The sequence below is a fragment of the Rhizobium sp. ZPR4 genome (assembly GCF_040215725.1).
GTDB lineage: Bacteria > Pseudomonadota > Alphaproteobacteria > Rhizobiales > Rhizobiaceae > Rhizobium > Rhizobium rhizogenes_D.
This window is the reverse complement of sequence record NZ_CP157967.1, coordinates 3,791,287-3,806,100: the sequence shown is the minus strand read 5'-3', so window position 1 is coordinate 3,806,100 and position 14,814 is coordinate 3,791,287. Positions and strand designations below refer to the sequence as shown.

Below are 14,814 nucleotides of genomic sequence, written 5' to 3'. Positions count from 1 at the left end.
CCAAATCTCATGTAAGGAGTCGGATATGACCGATCTATCGCCCGTTCTCGACCGCGCCGATCAGAACCTCCCTTCCAGCCTCGACAATCTCTTCGAACTGCTGCGCATCAAGTCCATCTCGACGGACCCGGACTACAAGGCGGAATGCCGCAAGGCGGCGGAATGGCTGGTCACCTACCTGAACTCGCTCGGCTTCGAGGCCTCCGTGCGCGACACGCCCGGACATCCGATGGTGGTCGCCCATCACGACGCCGGCAGCGCCGATGCGCCGCATGTGCTGTTCTACGGTCACTATGACGTGCAGCCGGTCGATCCGATCGAGCTCTGGGAAAGCGACCCTTTCGCGCCTGAAATCAAGGATATGGGCAATGGCCGCAAGATCCTGACCGGCCGCGGCACGTCGGACGACAAGGGCCAGCTGATGACCTTCGTCGAGGCCGTTCGCGCCTATAAGGAAACCAGGGGCGCGCTGCCGGTGCGCATCACCATCCTGTTCGAAGGCGAAGAGGAATCCGGCTCGCCGTCGCTGAAGCCCTTCCTCGAAGCCAATGCCGCCGAGCTGAAGGCGGATTTTGCCCTCGTCTGCGATACCGGCATGTGGGATGGCGACACGCCGGCAATCTCGGCTGGCCTGCGCGGACTGGTGGGCGAGGAAATCGTCATCACCGCCGCCGACCGCGATTTGCATTCGGGTCTCTTCGGCGGCGCTGCCGCAAATCCGATCCACATCCTGACCGACATCCTCGCCGGCCTGCATGACGAGACAGGGCGCATCACACTTCCCGGCTTCTATGACGGCGTCGAGGAAACGCCCGCCAACATCAAGGCCTCCTGGGAGAAGCTCGGCATGACGGCCGAAAAATTCCTCGGCGAAGTCGGCCTGTCGATCCCTTCGGGCGAGAAGGGCCGTTCGGTGATGGAGCTCACCTGGGCGCGACCGACGGCAGAAGTGAACGGCATCTGGGGCGGCTATACCGGCGCCGGCTTCAAGACCGTGATTGCAGCCAAGGCATCGGCGAAGGTTTCGTTCCGTCTCGTCGGCCAGCAGAACCCGGCGGCGATCCGCGAGAGCTTCCGCGCCTATGTGCGCTCGAAGATCCCCGCCGATTGCTCGGTGGAGTTCCATGAGCATGGCGGCTCGCCGGCCATCCAGCTTTCCTACGATTCGCCGGTGCTGACCAAGGCGAAGACGGCGCTTTCCAACGAATGGCCAAAGCCCGCCCTCATCATCGGCATGGGTGGCTCGATCCCGATCGTCGGCGACTTCCAGAAAATGCTCGGCATGGAATCGCTGCTCGTCGGCTACGGCCTCTCCGACGACCGCATCCATTCGCCGAACGAGAAGTACGAGCTGCGCTCCTATCACAAAGGCATTCGCTCCTGGATTCGCATCCTCGACGCGCTCGCCAGCTAAGCAACTTCCGGGACGCGCGTTTCGCACGCGCGCCCCGCAACCGACCCCGCCTCGACGGCAAGGCATGCCGTCATCCGGACCGAGAGGTGAACCGCCGCCCTCGCGTCATTTCGCTGAGATCGACGAGATAGGACATGGGAATCTGGATCGATACCGATATGGGGTTCGATGACATCGCCGCCATCCTGGTGGTGGCGCATTCCGATCTTGTCATCGACGGCGTTTCGCTCGTCTGCGGCAACGCACCGCTTTCCCATGTTCAGGCCAATGCGGCAGGCGCCGCCGCCGTCTTCGGCTGGAGCTTTCCGATCCATACCGGCCGTGAACTGCCGGTTCTGTGCAAGTTGGAAACGGCGCAGAGCATTCTTGGCCAGACCGGCATCCCGACGACCGGCCGAAGCTTGCCGCCGGCCGATCCGCTACCCTCAAGCGAGGCCTTTACGGCGCTCTGCGACTGGCTTTCCGACGGAAACGGGCCGAAACGCATCCTGGCGCTCGGGCCGTTGACGAACATTGCTGCCCTGGCGCTGGCGCGACCGGATCTCGCCGTCGGCATCGACGAACTGACATGGATGGGCGGAGGGGTCACGTCGGGCAATCATACGGCGTCGGCGGAATTCAACGCCCTAGCTGATCCCGAGGCGCTGGCGATCGTGCTGGCGCACAACCTGCCGTTCCGCATGGTCGATCTCGATATCTGCCGCAAGGTGCTAGCCTGGCCGGAAGATGTTGCCCATATCCGCGAGATTGCCGGCGAAAAGGCGCAGCTGCTCGCGGACCTGCTCGAAGGCTACATCAACATCGCCATCAGCCGTGGCAGGCCGGCCATGGCAATCTACGATCCAACGGCCGCCGCCATCTTCGTCGAGCCGGGGATCGCCACCCTTCGGCATGCCCGGATCGATGCAGAATTGCAGGGGCAGCATACGCGGGGGCGCACCGTCGTCGAAACGCGGGCCTCGCATGGGCAATTCAATGCCCATTTCGCCGCGGAGATCGACGCCGAAAGGGCACGCCGGATCATCCTCGATGCGCTGCTGCGAGAAGCTGGTTACTGAAAAGAGCCCCCGCTGGTCATTAGATATTGACACCTCGGAGCTGTGCTCATGGGGGTGAGCAGCGGCGAGGCGCGTTAAAATTGCCTCAGCCCTCCCCCAACTCCTGCCCGACCAATGTCGTCCAGAAGGCTACGCCCGAGGCGATTGCCTCGTCGTTGAAATCATAGGCGGTATTGTGATGCAGGGCGCCGTCAACGGCGGGGCCATTGCCGAGCCAGACGTAGCAGCCGGGAACATTCTGGCCGAAAAACGCGAAATCGTCGCCGGCAGTCGATGGCGGGAAGCGGGTCTGCACGTTCTCGCCAAAAACGGTCGTCGCAGCCTTCAGCGCCCGCGCCGTGGCATCGGCATCATTGACGACGGGCGGAATGCGGCGCTCGAACTGGTAGTCGACAGCAATGTTGAACATGGCGGCCGTGCCATGCGCCAGGCGCCCGATTTCCTCTTCCAGCTGATCGCGAACCTCCGGCGTATAGGCTCGCGCCGTGCCGCCGATCTCGACCGTATCGGGTATCACATTCAGCGCCTTGGGGTCGCCCGCCTGCAAAGAGCAGGCGCTGACGACCGCCGGCTGCAGCGGATCGACGACGCGGCCGACGATGGTCTGCAGCGAAGACAGGAAAGTCGCCGCCGCCGTGATCGGGTCCTTGCCGAGATGCGGCTTGGCGCCGTGGGTTCCCGTTCCCCGGAAGGTGATACGCCAGCTATCCGATGAGGCAAGCTGCGGTCCTTCGACAACGGCCATCTCGTCGACCGCAAGACCCGGCATATTGTGAAGTCCGTAAACGGCGTCGCAGGGGAAGAGATCGAAAAGGCCTTCCTCCACCATGCGCTTGGCGCCGCCACGCCCCTCCTCGGCCGGCTGGAAGATGAAATGCACCGTGCCGGAAAAGCCGCGCGTAGCGGCAAGGTGACGGGCGGCACCGAGCAGCATCGTCGTATGGCCATCATGCCCGCAAGCGTGCATCTTGCCGGGAATGGTGGATTTGTAGGGGCGATTGCCCTTCTCCGGCATGGCAAGCGCATCCATGTCGGCACGAAGACCGATGCGACGCGTGCCGTTGCCAACCTGCAGCGTGCCGACGACACCGGTCTTGCCGAGACCGCGATGCACCGTCAGCCCGGCCTCCTCGAGCAAGGTGGCGACGATGCCGCTGGTGCGTTCCTCCTCGAAGCCGAGTTCGGGATGGGCATGAAGGTTGCGGCGAAGCGAGGTGAGGAAGGGGAGATCCTGCGCGATCTCATCGGGAAAAGACATGGGCGTTCCTTCGGCGTGGAGCACGATGATGGCGTGCCCTATCTTCCCCAAAGCTGTGCCTGCTTCAACCCAAATGGCGCTCAGGCACCGAGCTTGTTGAAGACATGTGCCTTTCCGATAACGGTCACCGAAACCATGCTGCCGATCTCGGGCAAGCCGACACCGGAGCTCTTGATGTTCAATGTCTCCGAACCATTGGCATTGGAAAGCACCACCGTCACCGTGCAGACGGCGCCGCCAAACTCGATTTCGGTCACCTTGCCGATACAGGCAGCTCCCGCACCGGTCTCATCGAAGGGGCCTAAACGCAACTGCTCGGGCCGCAGCATGATATCGGTGCGCCCCTGCCGGTTCTCGGCATCGACCAGAATCTGCCCGAGGACGCACTTAGCCGATCCCTTATCGAGATCAGCGGAGAGTACGATGGCATCGCCAAGGAAGAGCGCGGTCTCGCGATCCCTTGGGCTGAGATAGAGGGCTTGCGGCGTGCCTGCCTGTATAAGCTTGCCCTCGCGCAGGACGGCAACCTGATCAGCGAAGGACAGGGCTTCCGCCTGGTCATGCGTCACCAGAACCGCCGTGATGCCGGCAATCTGCAGCACGCGGGCGACCGCCTTGCGCATGTTTTCGCGCAAGCCGGTGTCGAGGGCGGAGAAAGGCTCATCGAGCAGCATCAGCCTCGGCTTGCGTCCGAGGGCGCGGGCCAGCGCCACGCGCTGCTGCTGGCCGCCGGAGAGCTGATGCGGGCGGCGGTCGAGCATGCCGCGATCGAGCTCGACCATGTCGATGAGGGCGTTGATGCGCTGGTCACGATCGCGCGCACCGCGCTCCATGCCGAAACCGATGTTCTCGGACACACTCAGATGCGGAAACAGGGCGCCATCCTGCGAGACGATGCCGATGCCACGCCGATGCGCCGGGACGATCGCCTCGCCGTCCGCCAGGGTCTCACCCTGCAGCACCACTTGACCGGCATCGGGGATCTCGAAGCCGGCGATGATGCGCAGCAGCGTCGTCTTGCCCGAGCCGGACGGGCCGACAATGGCGGTGCGGCTGCCGGCGGCGACCGTGAGATCGATATTGTCGAGCGCATGCACAGGGCCGTAGCGCTTGCTGATGTTCTTGATCGCCAGAAAGGTCATTGTCCGGCCGTCCGCTTGGATTGCACGTAGAGGAGAAGGGTGAGCGGCAGCGACAGGACGACCATCATGAAGGCGTAGGGTGCTGCGGAAACATAGTCGATCTCGCTGGTCAGAGACCAGAATTTCGTCGCCAGCGTTTCCGTGCCGTTGGGGGAGAGCATCAGTGTTGCCGTCAGCTCGTTGGTGATGCCGAGCGCCACGAGCGCGACGCTGGCGGCAAAGCCGGGTGCGGCAAGCCGCATGGTGATCTGCCGCACCGCCTGCGCCGGCGTGCGGCCGAGCGCCATGGCGGCGCGCTCGAGCTCAACGGGTGCCTGAGCGATACTGGCGCGCAGGCCGACCATGGCGCGCGGCAGAAACAGCAGCACATAGGCAAGCAGCAACGTCGCAAAGGTCTGGTAGAGCGGCAGGATCAGCCGGACGGTGATCGACACCAGCGCCAGGGCGACGACGACGCCCGGCAGTGAGCCGACATAATAGTGGCAGGCTTCGAGAATGCGCTGCAGCCGGCCCGGCGCGCGCACCGACAGCCATGCCATAGGGGTCGCCGCGATGGTGGCGAGGAGGCCGCCAGCGATCGCGAGAAGAATGGTCTGCAGCAAAGCGGAGCCAACCGTATCGAGGCGCCAGACGCCTGCGCCACCAAGATAAAGCCAGCGCGCCAGGGTGACGAAGGGAATGCCGAGCGTCAGTGCAGCCGTGACGATGGGCAGTGTGACAGCGGGAACGACGAACCAGCCGAGACGACGGCGATCGGTCGGGCGCGCAGCACCCGAACCGATGCGGGCATAGCGCTCGTTGCCCCGCACCAGCACCTCGATGCCGAGCAGCAGCAAGCAGCAGAAGACGAGCACACCACCGAGCATATTGGCCGCCGGACTGTTATAGGCCGACTGGAACTGATCGACGATGGCGGTCGAGAAAGTGTCGAAGCGGATCATCACGTAGAGACCGTATTCCGCCAGCAAATGCAGGCCGATCAGCAGCGAGCCGCCACAGATGGCGAGGCGCAGCTGCGGCAAGATCGCCCGGAAGAAGACGCGCCAGGGGCCAAGGCCGAGCGAGGCGGCCGCATCCTCGATCGCCGGATCGAGCCGGCGCAGGGCGGCCGCGACAGGCAGATAGAGAAAGGGGTAGTAGGCAAGCACCGAGACCAGCACGCCGCTCCAGAGCCCACGCATGCTCGGCACGAGACTGACCCAGGCATAGCTGTGCACGAACGCCGGGACGGCAAGCGGTGCCGCCGCAAGCCAGGACCAGAGGCGCGCGCCCGGAATATCGGTGCGCTCCGTCAGCCAGGCGAGCGTGACAGCCAGCAGGATGGAAAGCGGTATGGTGCAGACTTCGAGCAGGACGGTATTGACGAGCAGCTCGCCGACGCGATTGCGGAAGATCAGGGCGATGACCTCGGCCCAGCCGGTATCGATGGTGATCCAGACGATGAAGCCGAGCGGCACCAGGCTTAGAAGCGCGACGACGGAAGCAAGAGCGACGACGGAAGCATGCCGGACGCGGCTGCGGGGAGCAGCCGTCAGCGGGGGCATTCGCATGGCGGCAGGTTCGCCGGCATATGTGTTCTTCTGCAGCAAATCCGAGCTGCCTTTCACGCCCTGAAATAGGAAGGCAACCGCCGTAGACGGCGATTGCCCGATCGATCGGCCTTGAGGCCATCCGTATGCCCCTAGCAGGGCATAGGACAATGATGCAAGAGCAAAGCCCCTCCGAAAGCGCGCGCAAGGCGCTGCGGCGCGGGCTTTCTCCTTAGATGAGACCAGCTTCCGTCATCAGGTCGGTGACCTTCTTGCTGTTCAACTTTGAAGGCTCGACCTTAGGCGCCTGCAGTTCGGAGAGCGGCACCAGCTTCGAGTTGGAAGCATCGCCATTGCCGACAGCATATTCATAGGAATCGCCGTCACGCAGAACGGCCTGACCGCCCTTGCCGGTGATCCACTTCAGGAATGCCTGGGCTTCCTTCTGATGCTGGCTGGATGCCAGCACGCCGCCGCCCGAGATGCTGACGAAAGCGCCCGGATCCTGGTTCTTGAAGTAGTGCAGCGAGACGTTCTTGCTGTTTTCGCCGGTCTTGGCCTGATCGCCGAACCAGTAGTAGTGATAGATGACAGCGCCTTCGATCTCGCCGGCATTGACGGCCTTCATGGCAACACTGTTGCCCTTGTAGAAACTGGCATTTTCCTTCATGGCCTTCAGCCAGGCGCGGGTTGCATCCTCACCCTTCAGCTCAAGGAACGCGCTGACGATCGCCTGGAAGTCTGCGCCGGCGGGCGAAGCGCCCCAGCGGCCCTTCCACTTGGGATCGGCGAGATCCAGCATCGACTTCGGCAGATCGGCTTCCTTCAGCTTGGTCTTGTCATAGGCGAAAACCGTCGAACGGGCGGCAACGCCGACCCAGTTGCCATCGGCAGCCTTGAAGGTTTCCGGCACCTGGGCGAGCGTCGCGGCATCGACCGGAGCGAAGAGCTTGCTGGCATCGACCAGCGTCATGCCCGGCGAATTTTCCGTCAGATAGACGTCTGCGGGAGAGGCAGCACCTTCCTGGATGATCTGGTTGGCAAACTGCATGTCGCTACCATTGCGGATCGTGACCTTGATGCCGGTTTCCTTGGTGAAGCCATCCGCCCAGGCCTGCGTCAGCGCCTCGTGCTGGGCGTTGTAGACGACGATGCCTTCGGATTCGGCGGCGTTCGCCATCATCGGAGCAACGGCGAGGCCTGCGGCAAGCGCCAGCGCGCTGGTGAGATGAGAAAAGGAAAAAGTCATTAAGTCCTCTCGCTTGAAAGTCGCCGCCCCCGGCAGCGATGCGATAGCGTATATTTTTCCTGAGCGTTCTTTTCAAGTTTACACTCTGGTCGCTTTATCACAAAAGTTTGAGAATAGAGTCAAGATTTCGCCGCGATCTCCCCGGCGAGGTCGAGCCAGGCACGACCGGCATGCGACAGATAACCGCCGCGCCGCCAGATCCAGGCCATGTGCCATTCCATTCCCGGCTCGACAACAAGGGCGTGATGGATGCCCGGACGCTGGCGCTGTTCGGCAATCAGCCGCGGCAGGAAGCCGAGCCCGAGCCCCGCGGCGACGAGCTCGACGATGAAATTGATCTGGCTCGAGTGGGCGGCAATATCAGGGGCAAAGCCGGCGGCGCGACAGGCTTCGAGAATAATGCCGTTCAGCGCGAAACCGGTTTCGAACAGGAGGAAGGGATTGCCCTTGAGTGCCGCCAGCGGCACCTGCTCCTGCCCGGCAAGCGGATGGGATGACGGCAGGAGGACATGCATGGGCTCGCACCGTACGCTCTGCCACTCGAAGGCTTCGAGTGTGGGCAGGAGCGAGGCGCCGAGATCGACCTCGTCAGCCAGCACCATTTCCTCGAGCCGTTTTGCCCCCTGCTCCACCAGCCTGATCTCGATGCCGGGGTAGCGGTTGCGGAAGACGGCGAAGACCGGGGCGAACAGCGCATCATTGCCGATCGGCGGCAGGCCGAGACGCAAGGTGCCGCGCGTGAGGCCGCGCAGCTCGGACAATTCGGCGAGAAGGTCGTCGCGCCCCGCAAGGATCGTTATCGCCCGACGATAAACCACCTCACCGGCATCCGTCAGTGTCGTGCGGTGACCGATCCGATTGAGCAAAGGCACGCCGAGCTCGTCTTCAAGCTGGCGAACCGACTTGCTGACGGCGGATTGCGTCGTGAACACCACCTTGGCGGCTTCCGAAAAGCCGCCCTGGCGCACCACCTCGACAAAGGCTCTGAGTGTCCGAAGTTCCATAGCTATTCCATACAGGACTGGATTTCATGAAATCAATTCATTTTGCTCATGGAGCGGAAAGGCTTATTTTCAGGCCAACAGATTTCCCTCGAGTTTTTCCATGCGTATCGACCTACAGAACCATCCGACGCTGGGCCGGCTCGCCCAGATCCTGCTGCTGCTCGCTTTCTGGCAGGCAGGCGAAATCATCGTGCGCCTTGCGCATCTACCAATCCCAGGAGCCATCGCGGGCATGCTTTTGGTGCTGGCGCTGTTTGCGAGCGGCAAGGTCAAGCTGGCGAGCATGAAGCGTGGCGCAGAATGGTTTCTCGCCGAAATGCTGCTGTTCTTCGTGCCGGCGGTGCTGGCTTTGCTCGATCATGGCGAATTCATCGGCATTGTCGGGCTGAAGGTGCTTGCAGTGATCTTCGCCGGCACCGTGATCGTCATGGGCGTGACCGCCATCGCCATCGATATCGGCTACCGCCTGATGATGCGCCAGGGAGCGCCCAGACATGCCCAGCATTGAAAGCTTTGCGGCCGGCCTGTTCTGGCCGATGGCGACGGTGGGCCTCTATTACCTATCAAAGGCGCTCTATCGGCGCCGGCCATCACTCTGGCTGTCGCCGCTGGTCGCAGTGCCGGCGGTGCTGATCGCCATCGCACTCCTGCTGCATGCAAACTATCAGGACTACATGCATGACAGCCGCTGGCTGCTTGCCCTGCTCGGGCCTGCGACCGTCGCCTTTGCCGTGCCGATTTACGAACAGCGCGACCTCATCAAGCGCTATTGGCCAGTTCTATTGTTCGGCGTGACGGCCGGCAGCACGACAGCCATGGTTTCGGCCTGGGGGTTGGCCAGCCTGCTTGGCCTCGACGAGAGCCTGCGGCTCAGCCTGATGCCGCGCTCGATCAGCACGCCGTTTGCCATGGTGGTTTCAGGCGATATCGGCGGCGTACCCAACCTGACGGCCGTCTTCGTCGTCATCACCGGCCTGTTCGGCGCCGTCGTCGGCCAGACCTTGTTGCGGCTGCTGCCGCTGCGATCGGGCATGGCGCGCGGCGCGCTTTACGGCATGGGAGCGCATGGCATCGGCGTTGCCAAGGCGCATGAAATCGGCCGCGAGGAAGGGTCGATCGCCGGTCTCGTCATGGTGCTTGTGGGAATGACGAACGTACTGGCGGCGCCGCTGATTGCCTGGCTCATGCATTGAGCCAGAACGAAAAAGGCCGCGGCGCTTTCATGCCGCGGCCTTTCGATCTCAAAAGCTGACTATCAGTTGTCCCGCGTTTCCAGCGTCTTGCTGAAGAAGATCGCGACCAGCGTGCAGACGACGCCCGACAGCAGATAGAGGCTGGTATAGACGAGGCCGAACTGGCTGGAGAGGGCAAGCGCCACGAAGGGCGCAAAACCGGCACCGATCAGCCAGGACAGATCCGACACGAGGGCCGAGCCGCTATAGCGATAGTTCTGGCTGAAGCGCGACGCGCTGGCGCCGGCCGCCTGACCGAAGGAGAGGCCGAGCAGCGTGAAGCCGAGAACCACGTAGATATGGCGGCCGGTGGCCCCGCCATCAAGCAGCCAGGGAGCCACGAAGGCGAAGCAGGCGATCAGCACCGCACCGATGGCGAGCTGATTGCGGCGGCCGATCCTATCGGCGAGCATACCCGAACAGATGATGGCGAGAATGCCGCAGATCGCGCCGAGAAACTCCATCAGCAGGAACGAACCAGGGCTCTGCTCGCTGTAGAGCGTGACCCAGCCGAGCGGGAAGACCGTGACCAGATGGAAGGTCGCAAAGCTTGCGAGCGGCACGAAAGCGCCGATCAGCACGTCGCGGCCATGGACGCGCAACAGCTCCGTCATCTTCACGGGTTCAAGCTCGTGGCGTTCCAGCAGCGTGCCGAACTCCTCGGTGGCGACCAGACGCAGACGGGCAAAGAGCGCGACGACGTTGACCGCGAAGGCGCAGAAGAACGGGTAGCGCCAGCCCCAATCCAGGAAGTCAGCCGTCGTGAGGCTCGTGACGAAATAGGCGAACAGGGCGCTTGCCAGCATGAAGCCGATCGGGGCGCCGAGCTGCGGTATCATCGCATACCAGCCGCGGTGGTTCGTCGGAGCATTGAGCGCGAGAAGCGAAGCGAGACCATCCCAGGCACCGCCGAGCGCAAGACCCTGACCGATGCGGAAGAACGCGAGCAGGACGATCGCATAGGCGCCGACTTCGGAATAACCGGGCAGGAAGCTCATGGACGCCGTGGAACCGCCGAGCAGGAACAGCGCGATCGTCAGCTTGACGCCACGGCCATAGGCGCGGTCGATCGCCATGAAGATGAACGAGCCGATCGGGCGCGCAATGAAGGCAAGCGAGAAAACCAGGAAAGAAAGCAGCGTGCCATGCAGCGGATCGGCGAAGGGGAAGATCAACTTCGGGAAGACCAGAACGGATGCGATGGCATAGACGAAGAAATCGAAGAATTCGGACGTGCGACCGATGATCACGCCGATGGCAATATTGCCGGGGGCTACGGAGCCGCCTGCATGCATGCTGCGGGCATCGCTCTCCAGAGTAGAAGATTTGGGGTTCAGTGATTCATGCGTAACGCTGACCATGCGCGGGAGCCTCCCTCTCCGAGCACGAATTCCTCCACGAATTCGTGCATAATGAAAATGTCGATCAAACGTGCGAACATATCAAGTATCGAGCATGAAATAATTCGCAAATTAGCGATCAAATCGGGTCATTTCCGTCTTTGACGCCACATTTCAGATCAGACAGGAACCGCCGCCGATAGCCATTTGTTCCGATCCAGGTATATTGGCGGCGATAAAAGCGAATGGCCTCGTGGAAAACCTTCTGGATTTCTGAGGGTTTTCCCGATACGTGGGACAGCATTCCATACCGCAATGCACTCAAGCTTGCTGCGGTGCGACGAAACACCTCATATCGTTCATGACCGCCGTCCTTTAGTCGCGGTAGGGTCGAAACAAAAAGAGCTTTAAGACGTGCCAAGACTATCGAAGATTTTCAGCCGTTTATCCGTCATCCCGTTGTTTTTGCTGCTGTCAGGTTGCAATCTGGTGGTGATGGCTCCCTCCGGCGATATCGCCATGCAGCAACGGGACCTCATCATCGTCTCGGTCGTGCTGATGCTGATCATCATCATCCCGGTGATCTTCCTGACGCTGTTCTTCGCCTGGAAATACCGCCAGTCGAACAAAGAGGCGACCTACGAGCCGGAGTGGCATCATTCGACGCGTCTGGAGCTGGTCATCTGGTCCGCTCCGCTTGCCATCATCATCGCGCTCGGCGCGGTGACCTGGATCAGCACCCATCAGCTCGACCCCTACCGGCCGCTCGACCGCATCGCCGCAGACAAGCCGCTCGCCGCTGACGTGAAGCCGCTGACGGTGGAAGTGGTCGCACTCGACTGGAAATGGCTCTTCTTCTATCCGGAATACGGCGTCGCTACCGTCAACGAGATGGCCGCTCCGGTCGACCGCCCGATCAACTTCAAGATCACGTCCTCCTCGGTGATGAACTCCTTCTTCATCCCCGCACTGGCCGGCCAGATCTACGCGATGCCGGGCATGGAGACGAAGCTGCACGCCGTCATCAACCATCCCGGCGAATTCCAGGGCCTGTCGGCCAATTATAGCGGCGCCGGCTTCTCGAACATGCGCTTCAAGTTCCACGGTTTGGATCAGGCCGGTTTCGATCAATGGGTCCAGAAGGCGAAGAGCCAGGGCACCGCGCTCGGCCGCCAGGAATACCTGGCACTTGCCAAGCCGAGCGAACGCAATCCCGTGCAGTATTTCAATGCCGTCGACGACGGGCTCTACAACGCCATCCTCAACATGTGCGCCGATCCGAGCAAGATGTGCATGAGCGAGATGATGCATATCGATGCCAAGGGCGGCGGCGGCAAGGAAAGCCACGAAAACCGCGAACGCCTGATCTATGACAACCGCGATGGCGCCGGAGCCGAGGTCACGCCGATCAAGGCCGATGGCGGCGCCGCCCAAACCATGCAGCATGGAGACAACTCGATGCAGGGCATGGATATGGGCAACGGCTCTTCTTCCGATTCGTCGACCGGTTCGGCGCAGCATCAGGGTCACTGATCCGGTGCGCTCAATAACAAGACATTCATAAGGGACAGAGGCAATCCATGTTTTCCAACCCGGACCTCTATAAATTCATCTTCGGTCGGCTGACGCTCGACTCGATCCCGTATCACGAGCCGATCCTCGTCGTGACCTTCCTCGGTGTCGCGGTCGGCGGTATCGCCCTTCTCGGCCTGCTGACCTACTTCCGCCTGTGGGGCTACCTCTGGAAGGAATGGTTCACCAGCATCGATCACAAGAAGATCGGCATCATGTATGTCGTGCTGGCGCTGATCATGCTGCTGCGCGGCTTCTCCGACGCATTGCTGATGCGCCTGCAGCAGGCGATCGCCTTCAACGGCTCCGAGGGCTACCTGCCGCCGCATCACTACGACCAGATCTTCACCGCCCATGGCGTCATCATGATCTTCTTCGTGGCGATGCCCTTCGTCACCGGCCTGATGAACCTCGTCGTGCCGTTGCAGATCGGCGCGCGCGACGTCTCCTTCCCCTTCCTTAACAACTTCTCGTTCTGGATGACGACGGCCGGCGCGATCGTCATCATGATCTCGCTGTTCATCGGCGAGTTCGCCAAGACCGGCTGGCTGGCCTACCCGCCGCTTTCCGGCATCGCCTACAGTCCCGACGTCGGCGTCGATTATTACATCTGGGGCCTGCAGGTCGCGGGTATCGGAACGACGCTTTCGGGCATCAACCTGATCGCCACGATCGTCAAGATGCGCGCGCCGGGCATGACCTTCATGAAGATGCCCGTCTTCACCTGGACGTCGCTCTGCACCAACATCCTGATCGTTGCCAGCTTCCCGATCCTGACCGCCACGCTCGCTCTGCTGACCCTCGACCGCTATGCCGGCACGAACTTCTTCACGAACGACCTCGGCGGCAATCCGATGATGTATGTCAACCTCATCTGGATCTGGGGTCACCCGGAAGTCTATATCCTGATCCTGCCGGCCTTTGGCGTCTTCTCGGAAGTCGTCGCCACCTTCTGCGGCAAGCGCCTCTTCGGCTATGCCTCGATGGTTTACGCCACCTGCGTGATCATGATCCTCTCCTACCTCGTCTGGCTGCACCACTTCTTCACCATGGGCTCGGGCGCCAGCGTCAACTCCTTCTTCGGCATCACGACGATGATCATTTCGATCCCGACGGGTGCGAAGCTCTTCAACTGGCTGTTCACGATGTATCACGGCCGCATCCGCTACGAGCCGCCGATGCTGTGGACCGTCGGCTTCATGGTGACCTTCACCATCGGCGGCATGACCGGCGTCATGCTTGCAGTTCCGCCGGCCGACTTCGTGCTGCACAACTCGCTGTTCCTGATCGCCCACTTCCATAACGTGATCATCGGCGGCGTGCTCTTCGGCATGTTCGCAGGCGTCAACTACTGGTTCCCGAAGGCCTTCGGCTTCAAGCTCGATCCTTTCTGGGGCAAGATGAGCTTCTGGTTCTGGCAGATCGGCTTCTGGTTCGCCTTCATGCCGCTCTACATCCTCGGCCTGATGGGCGTCACCCGCCGCGTCAGCCAGTTCGACGATCCGTCGCTGCAGATCTGGTTCATCATCGCGGCCTTCGGCGCCGGCCTCATCGCCATCGGCATCGCCTGCTTCCTGATCCAGCTCGCCGTCAGCTTCATGAAGCGCGAAGAGCTTCGCGATCATACGGGCGATCCCTGGGGCGGCCGCACGCTGGAATGGTCCACCTCGTCGCCGCCGCCGGCCTACAACTTCGCCTTCACGCCGATCGTCTACGATCATGACGCGTGGTGGGACATGAAGAACCGCGGCTACGTCCGGCCGACCGAAGGCTTCATCCCGATCCACATGCCGAAGAACACCGGCACAGGCATCATCCTCGGCGTTCTCTCCATCGGCTTCGCATTCGGCATGATCTGGTACATGTGGTGGCTCGCCGCCATCACCTTCGTCGCGATGATCGTCATAACGATCGGCCATACCTTCAACTACAAGCGCGACTACCACATCCCCGCCGACGAGGTCGTTAAGACCGAGAACGAGCGTACGAAGCAGCTCGCAGGACAGGTGTAAGACT

At 62.0% G+C, this 14,814-nt stretch carries 12 protein-coding genes; 6 read left to right on the top strand and 6 right to left on the bottom strand.

All coding sequences use genetic code 11. The annotated features are described in order from the left end of the window. The first annotated feature begins 25 nt into the window (after positions 1–25). Both ABOK31_RS18255 and ABOK31_RS18250 read left to right on the top strand, forming a co-directional pair. Entirely contained in the window at positions 26–1,414 is a 1,389-nt protein-coding gene (locus ABOK31_RS18255; protein WP_349957058.1) for a dipeptidase, read from the top strand. Between the two features lie 134 nt (positions 1,415–1,548). Further along, the gene (locus ABOK31_RS18250) at positions 1,549–2,472 is read left to right on the top strand and encodes a nucleoside hydrolase (protein WP_349957056.1); all 924 of its coding nucleotides are present in this window, start codon (positions 1,549–1,551) and stop codon (positions 2,470–2,472) included. A gap of 85 nt (positions 2,473–2,557) precedes the next feature. Here the strand turns inward: ABOK31_RS18250 and ABOK31_RS18245 are convergent, their stop codons facing one another. From ABOK31_RS18245 to ABOK31_RS18225, 5 genes are all read right to left on the bottom strand, one after another. Then, positions 2,558–3,730 carry a M20 aminoacylase family protein gene (locus ABOK31_RS18245; protein WP_349957054.1) on the bottom strand — a complete coding sequence of 391 codons (1,173 nt, stop codon included), beginning with the start codon at positions 3,728–3,730 and terminating at the stop codon, positions 2,558–2,560. A gap of 80 nt (positions 3,731–3,810) precedes the next feature. Further along, entirely contained in the window at positions 3,811–4,872 is a 1,062-nt protein-coding gene (locus ABOK31_RS18240) for an ABC transporter ATP-binding protein (RefSeq protein ID WP_174179007.1), read from the bottom strand. Beyond that, the gene (locus tag ABOK31_RS18235; protein ID WP_349959026.1) at positions 4,869–6,422 is read right to left on the bottom strand and encodes an iron ABC transporter permease; all 1,554 of its coding nucleotides are present in this window, start codon (positions 6,420–6,422) and stop codon (positions 4,869–4,871) included. Before ABOK31_RS18235 ends, ABOK31_RS18240 begins: the two co-directional genes overlap by 4 nt. Before the next feature lie 211 nt (positions 6,423–6,633). Continuing rightward, positions 6,634–7,650 carry an iron ABC transporter substrate-binding protein gene (locus tag ABOK31_RS18230; RefSeq protein WP_174179009.1) on the bottom strand — a complete coding sequence of 339 codons (1,017 nt, stop codon included), beginning with the start codon at positions 7,648–7,650 and terminating at the stop codon, positions 6,634–6,636. Positions 7,651–7,769: 119 nt separating this feature from the next. Further along, entirely contained in the window at positions 7,770–8,654 is an 885-nt protein-coding gene (locus tag ABOK31_RS18225; RefSeq protein ID WP_349957052.1) for a LysR substrate-binding domain-containing protein, read from the bottom strand. A 100-nt stretch (positions 8,655–8,754) separates the two neighbouring features. On the opposite strand from ABOK31_RS18225, the gene ABOK31_RS18220 reads away from it, so the two are divergent. Both ABOK31_RS18220 and ABOK31_RS18215 read left to right on the top strand, forming a co-directional pair. Further along, on the top strand, positions 8,755–9,162 hold the full coding sequence (locus ABOK31_RS18220) for a CidA/LrgA family protein (protein WP_349957050.1): 408 nt from the start codon (positions 8,755–8,757) through the stop codon (positions 9,160–9,162). Continuing rightward, positions 9,149–9,847 carry an LrgB family protein gene (locus tag ABOK31_RS18215; protein ID WP_349957049.1) on the top strand — a complete coding sequence of 233 codons (699 nt, stop codon included), beginning with the start codon at positions 9,149–9,151 and terminating at the stop codon, positions 9,845–9,847. Before ABOK31_RS18220 ends, ABOK31_RS18215 begins: the two co-directional genes overlap by 14 nt. 62 nt (positions 9,848–9,909) lie before the next feature. On the opposite strand, the gene ABOK31_RS18210 is transcribed toward ABOK31_RS18215, so the two are convergent. Next, a complete protein-coding gene (locus ABOK31_RS18210; protein ID WP_174179018.1) occupies positions 9,910–11,247 on the bottom strand; it encodes an MFS transporter in 1,338 nt (445 codons plus the stop codon). A gap of 393 nt (positions 11,248–11,640) precedes the next feature. Between ABOK31_RS18210 and cyoA the strand changes: the two genes are divergently transcribed. Continuing rightward, positions 11,641–12,759: a ubiquinol oxidase subunit II gene (gene cyoA, locus ABOK31_RS18205; protein ID WP_174179020.1), complete on the top strand. Its 1,119-nt coding sequence runs from the start codon at positions 11,641–11,643 to the stop codon at positions 12,757–12,759. A 47-nt stretch (positions 12,760–12,806) separates the two neighbouring features. Further along, a complete protein-coding gene (gene cyoB / locus ABOK31_RS18200) occupies positions 12,807–14,810 on the top strand; it encodes a cytochrome o ubiquinol oxidase subunit I (protein ID WP_174179022.1) in 2,004 nt (667 codons plus the stop codon). Positions 14,811–14,814 lie beyond the last annotated feature (4 nt).

Coding starts and splice junctions, on each gene's coding strand:
- cyoB (WP_174179022.1), top strand. CDS start 12,807: ATGTTTTCCAACCCGGACCTCTATAAATTCATCTTCGGTCGGCTGACG.
- ABOK31_RS18255 (WP_349957058.1), top strand. CDS start 26: ATGACCGATCTATCGCCCGTTCTCGACCGCGCCGATCAGAACCTCCCT.
- ABOK31_RS18240 (WP_174179007.1), bottom strand. CDS start 4,872: ATGACCTTTCTGGCGATCAAGAACATCAGCAAGCGCTACGGCCCTGTG.
- ABOK31_RS18225 (WP_349957052.1), bottom strand. CDS start 8,654: ATGGAACTTCGGACACTCAGAGCCTTTGTCGAGGTGGTGCGCCAGGGC.
- ABOK31_RS18245 (WP_349957054.1), bottom strand. CDS start 3,730: ATGTCTTTTCCCGATGAGATCGCGCAGGATCTCCCCTTCCTCACCTCG.
- ABOK31_RS18215 (WP_349957049.1), top strand. CDS start 9,149: ATGCCCAGCATTGAAAGCTTTGCGGCCGGCCTGTTCTGGCCGATGGCG.
- ABOK31_RS18220 (WP_349957050.1), top strand. CDS start 8,755: ATGCGTATCGACCTACAGAACCATCCGACGCTGGGCCGGCTCGCCCAG.
- ABOK31_RS18230 (WP_174179009.1), bottom strand. CDS start 7,650: ATGACTTTTTCCTTTTCTCATCTCACCAGCGCGCTGGCGCTTGCCGCA.
- ABOK31_RS18235 (WP_349959026.1), bottom strand. CDS start 6,422: ATGCGAATGCCCCCGCTGACGGCTGCTCCCCGCAGCCGCGTCCGGCAT.
- ABOK31_RS18210 (WP_174179018.1), bottom strand. CDS start 11,247: ATGGTCAGCGTTACGCATGAATCACTGAACCCCAAATCTTCTACTCTG.
- ABOK31_RS18250 (WP_349957056.1), top strand. CDS start 1,549: ATGGGAATCTGGATCGATACCGATATGGGGTTCGATGACATCGCCGCC.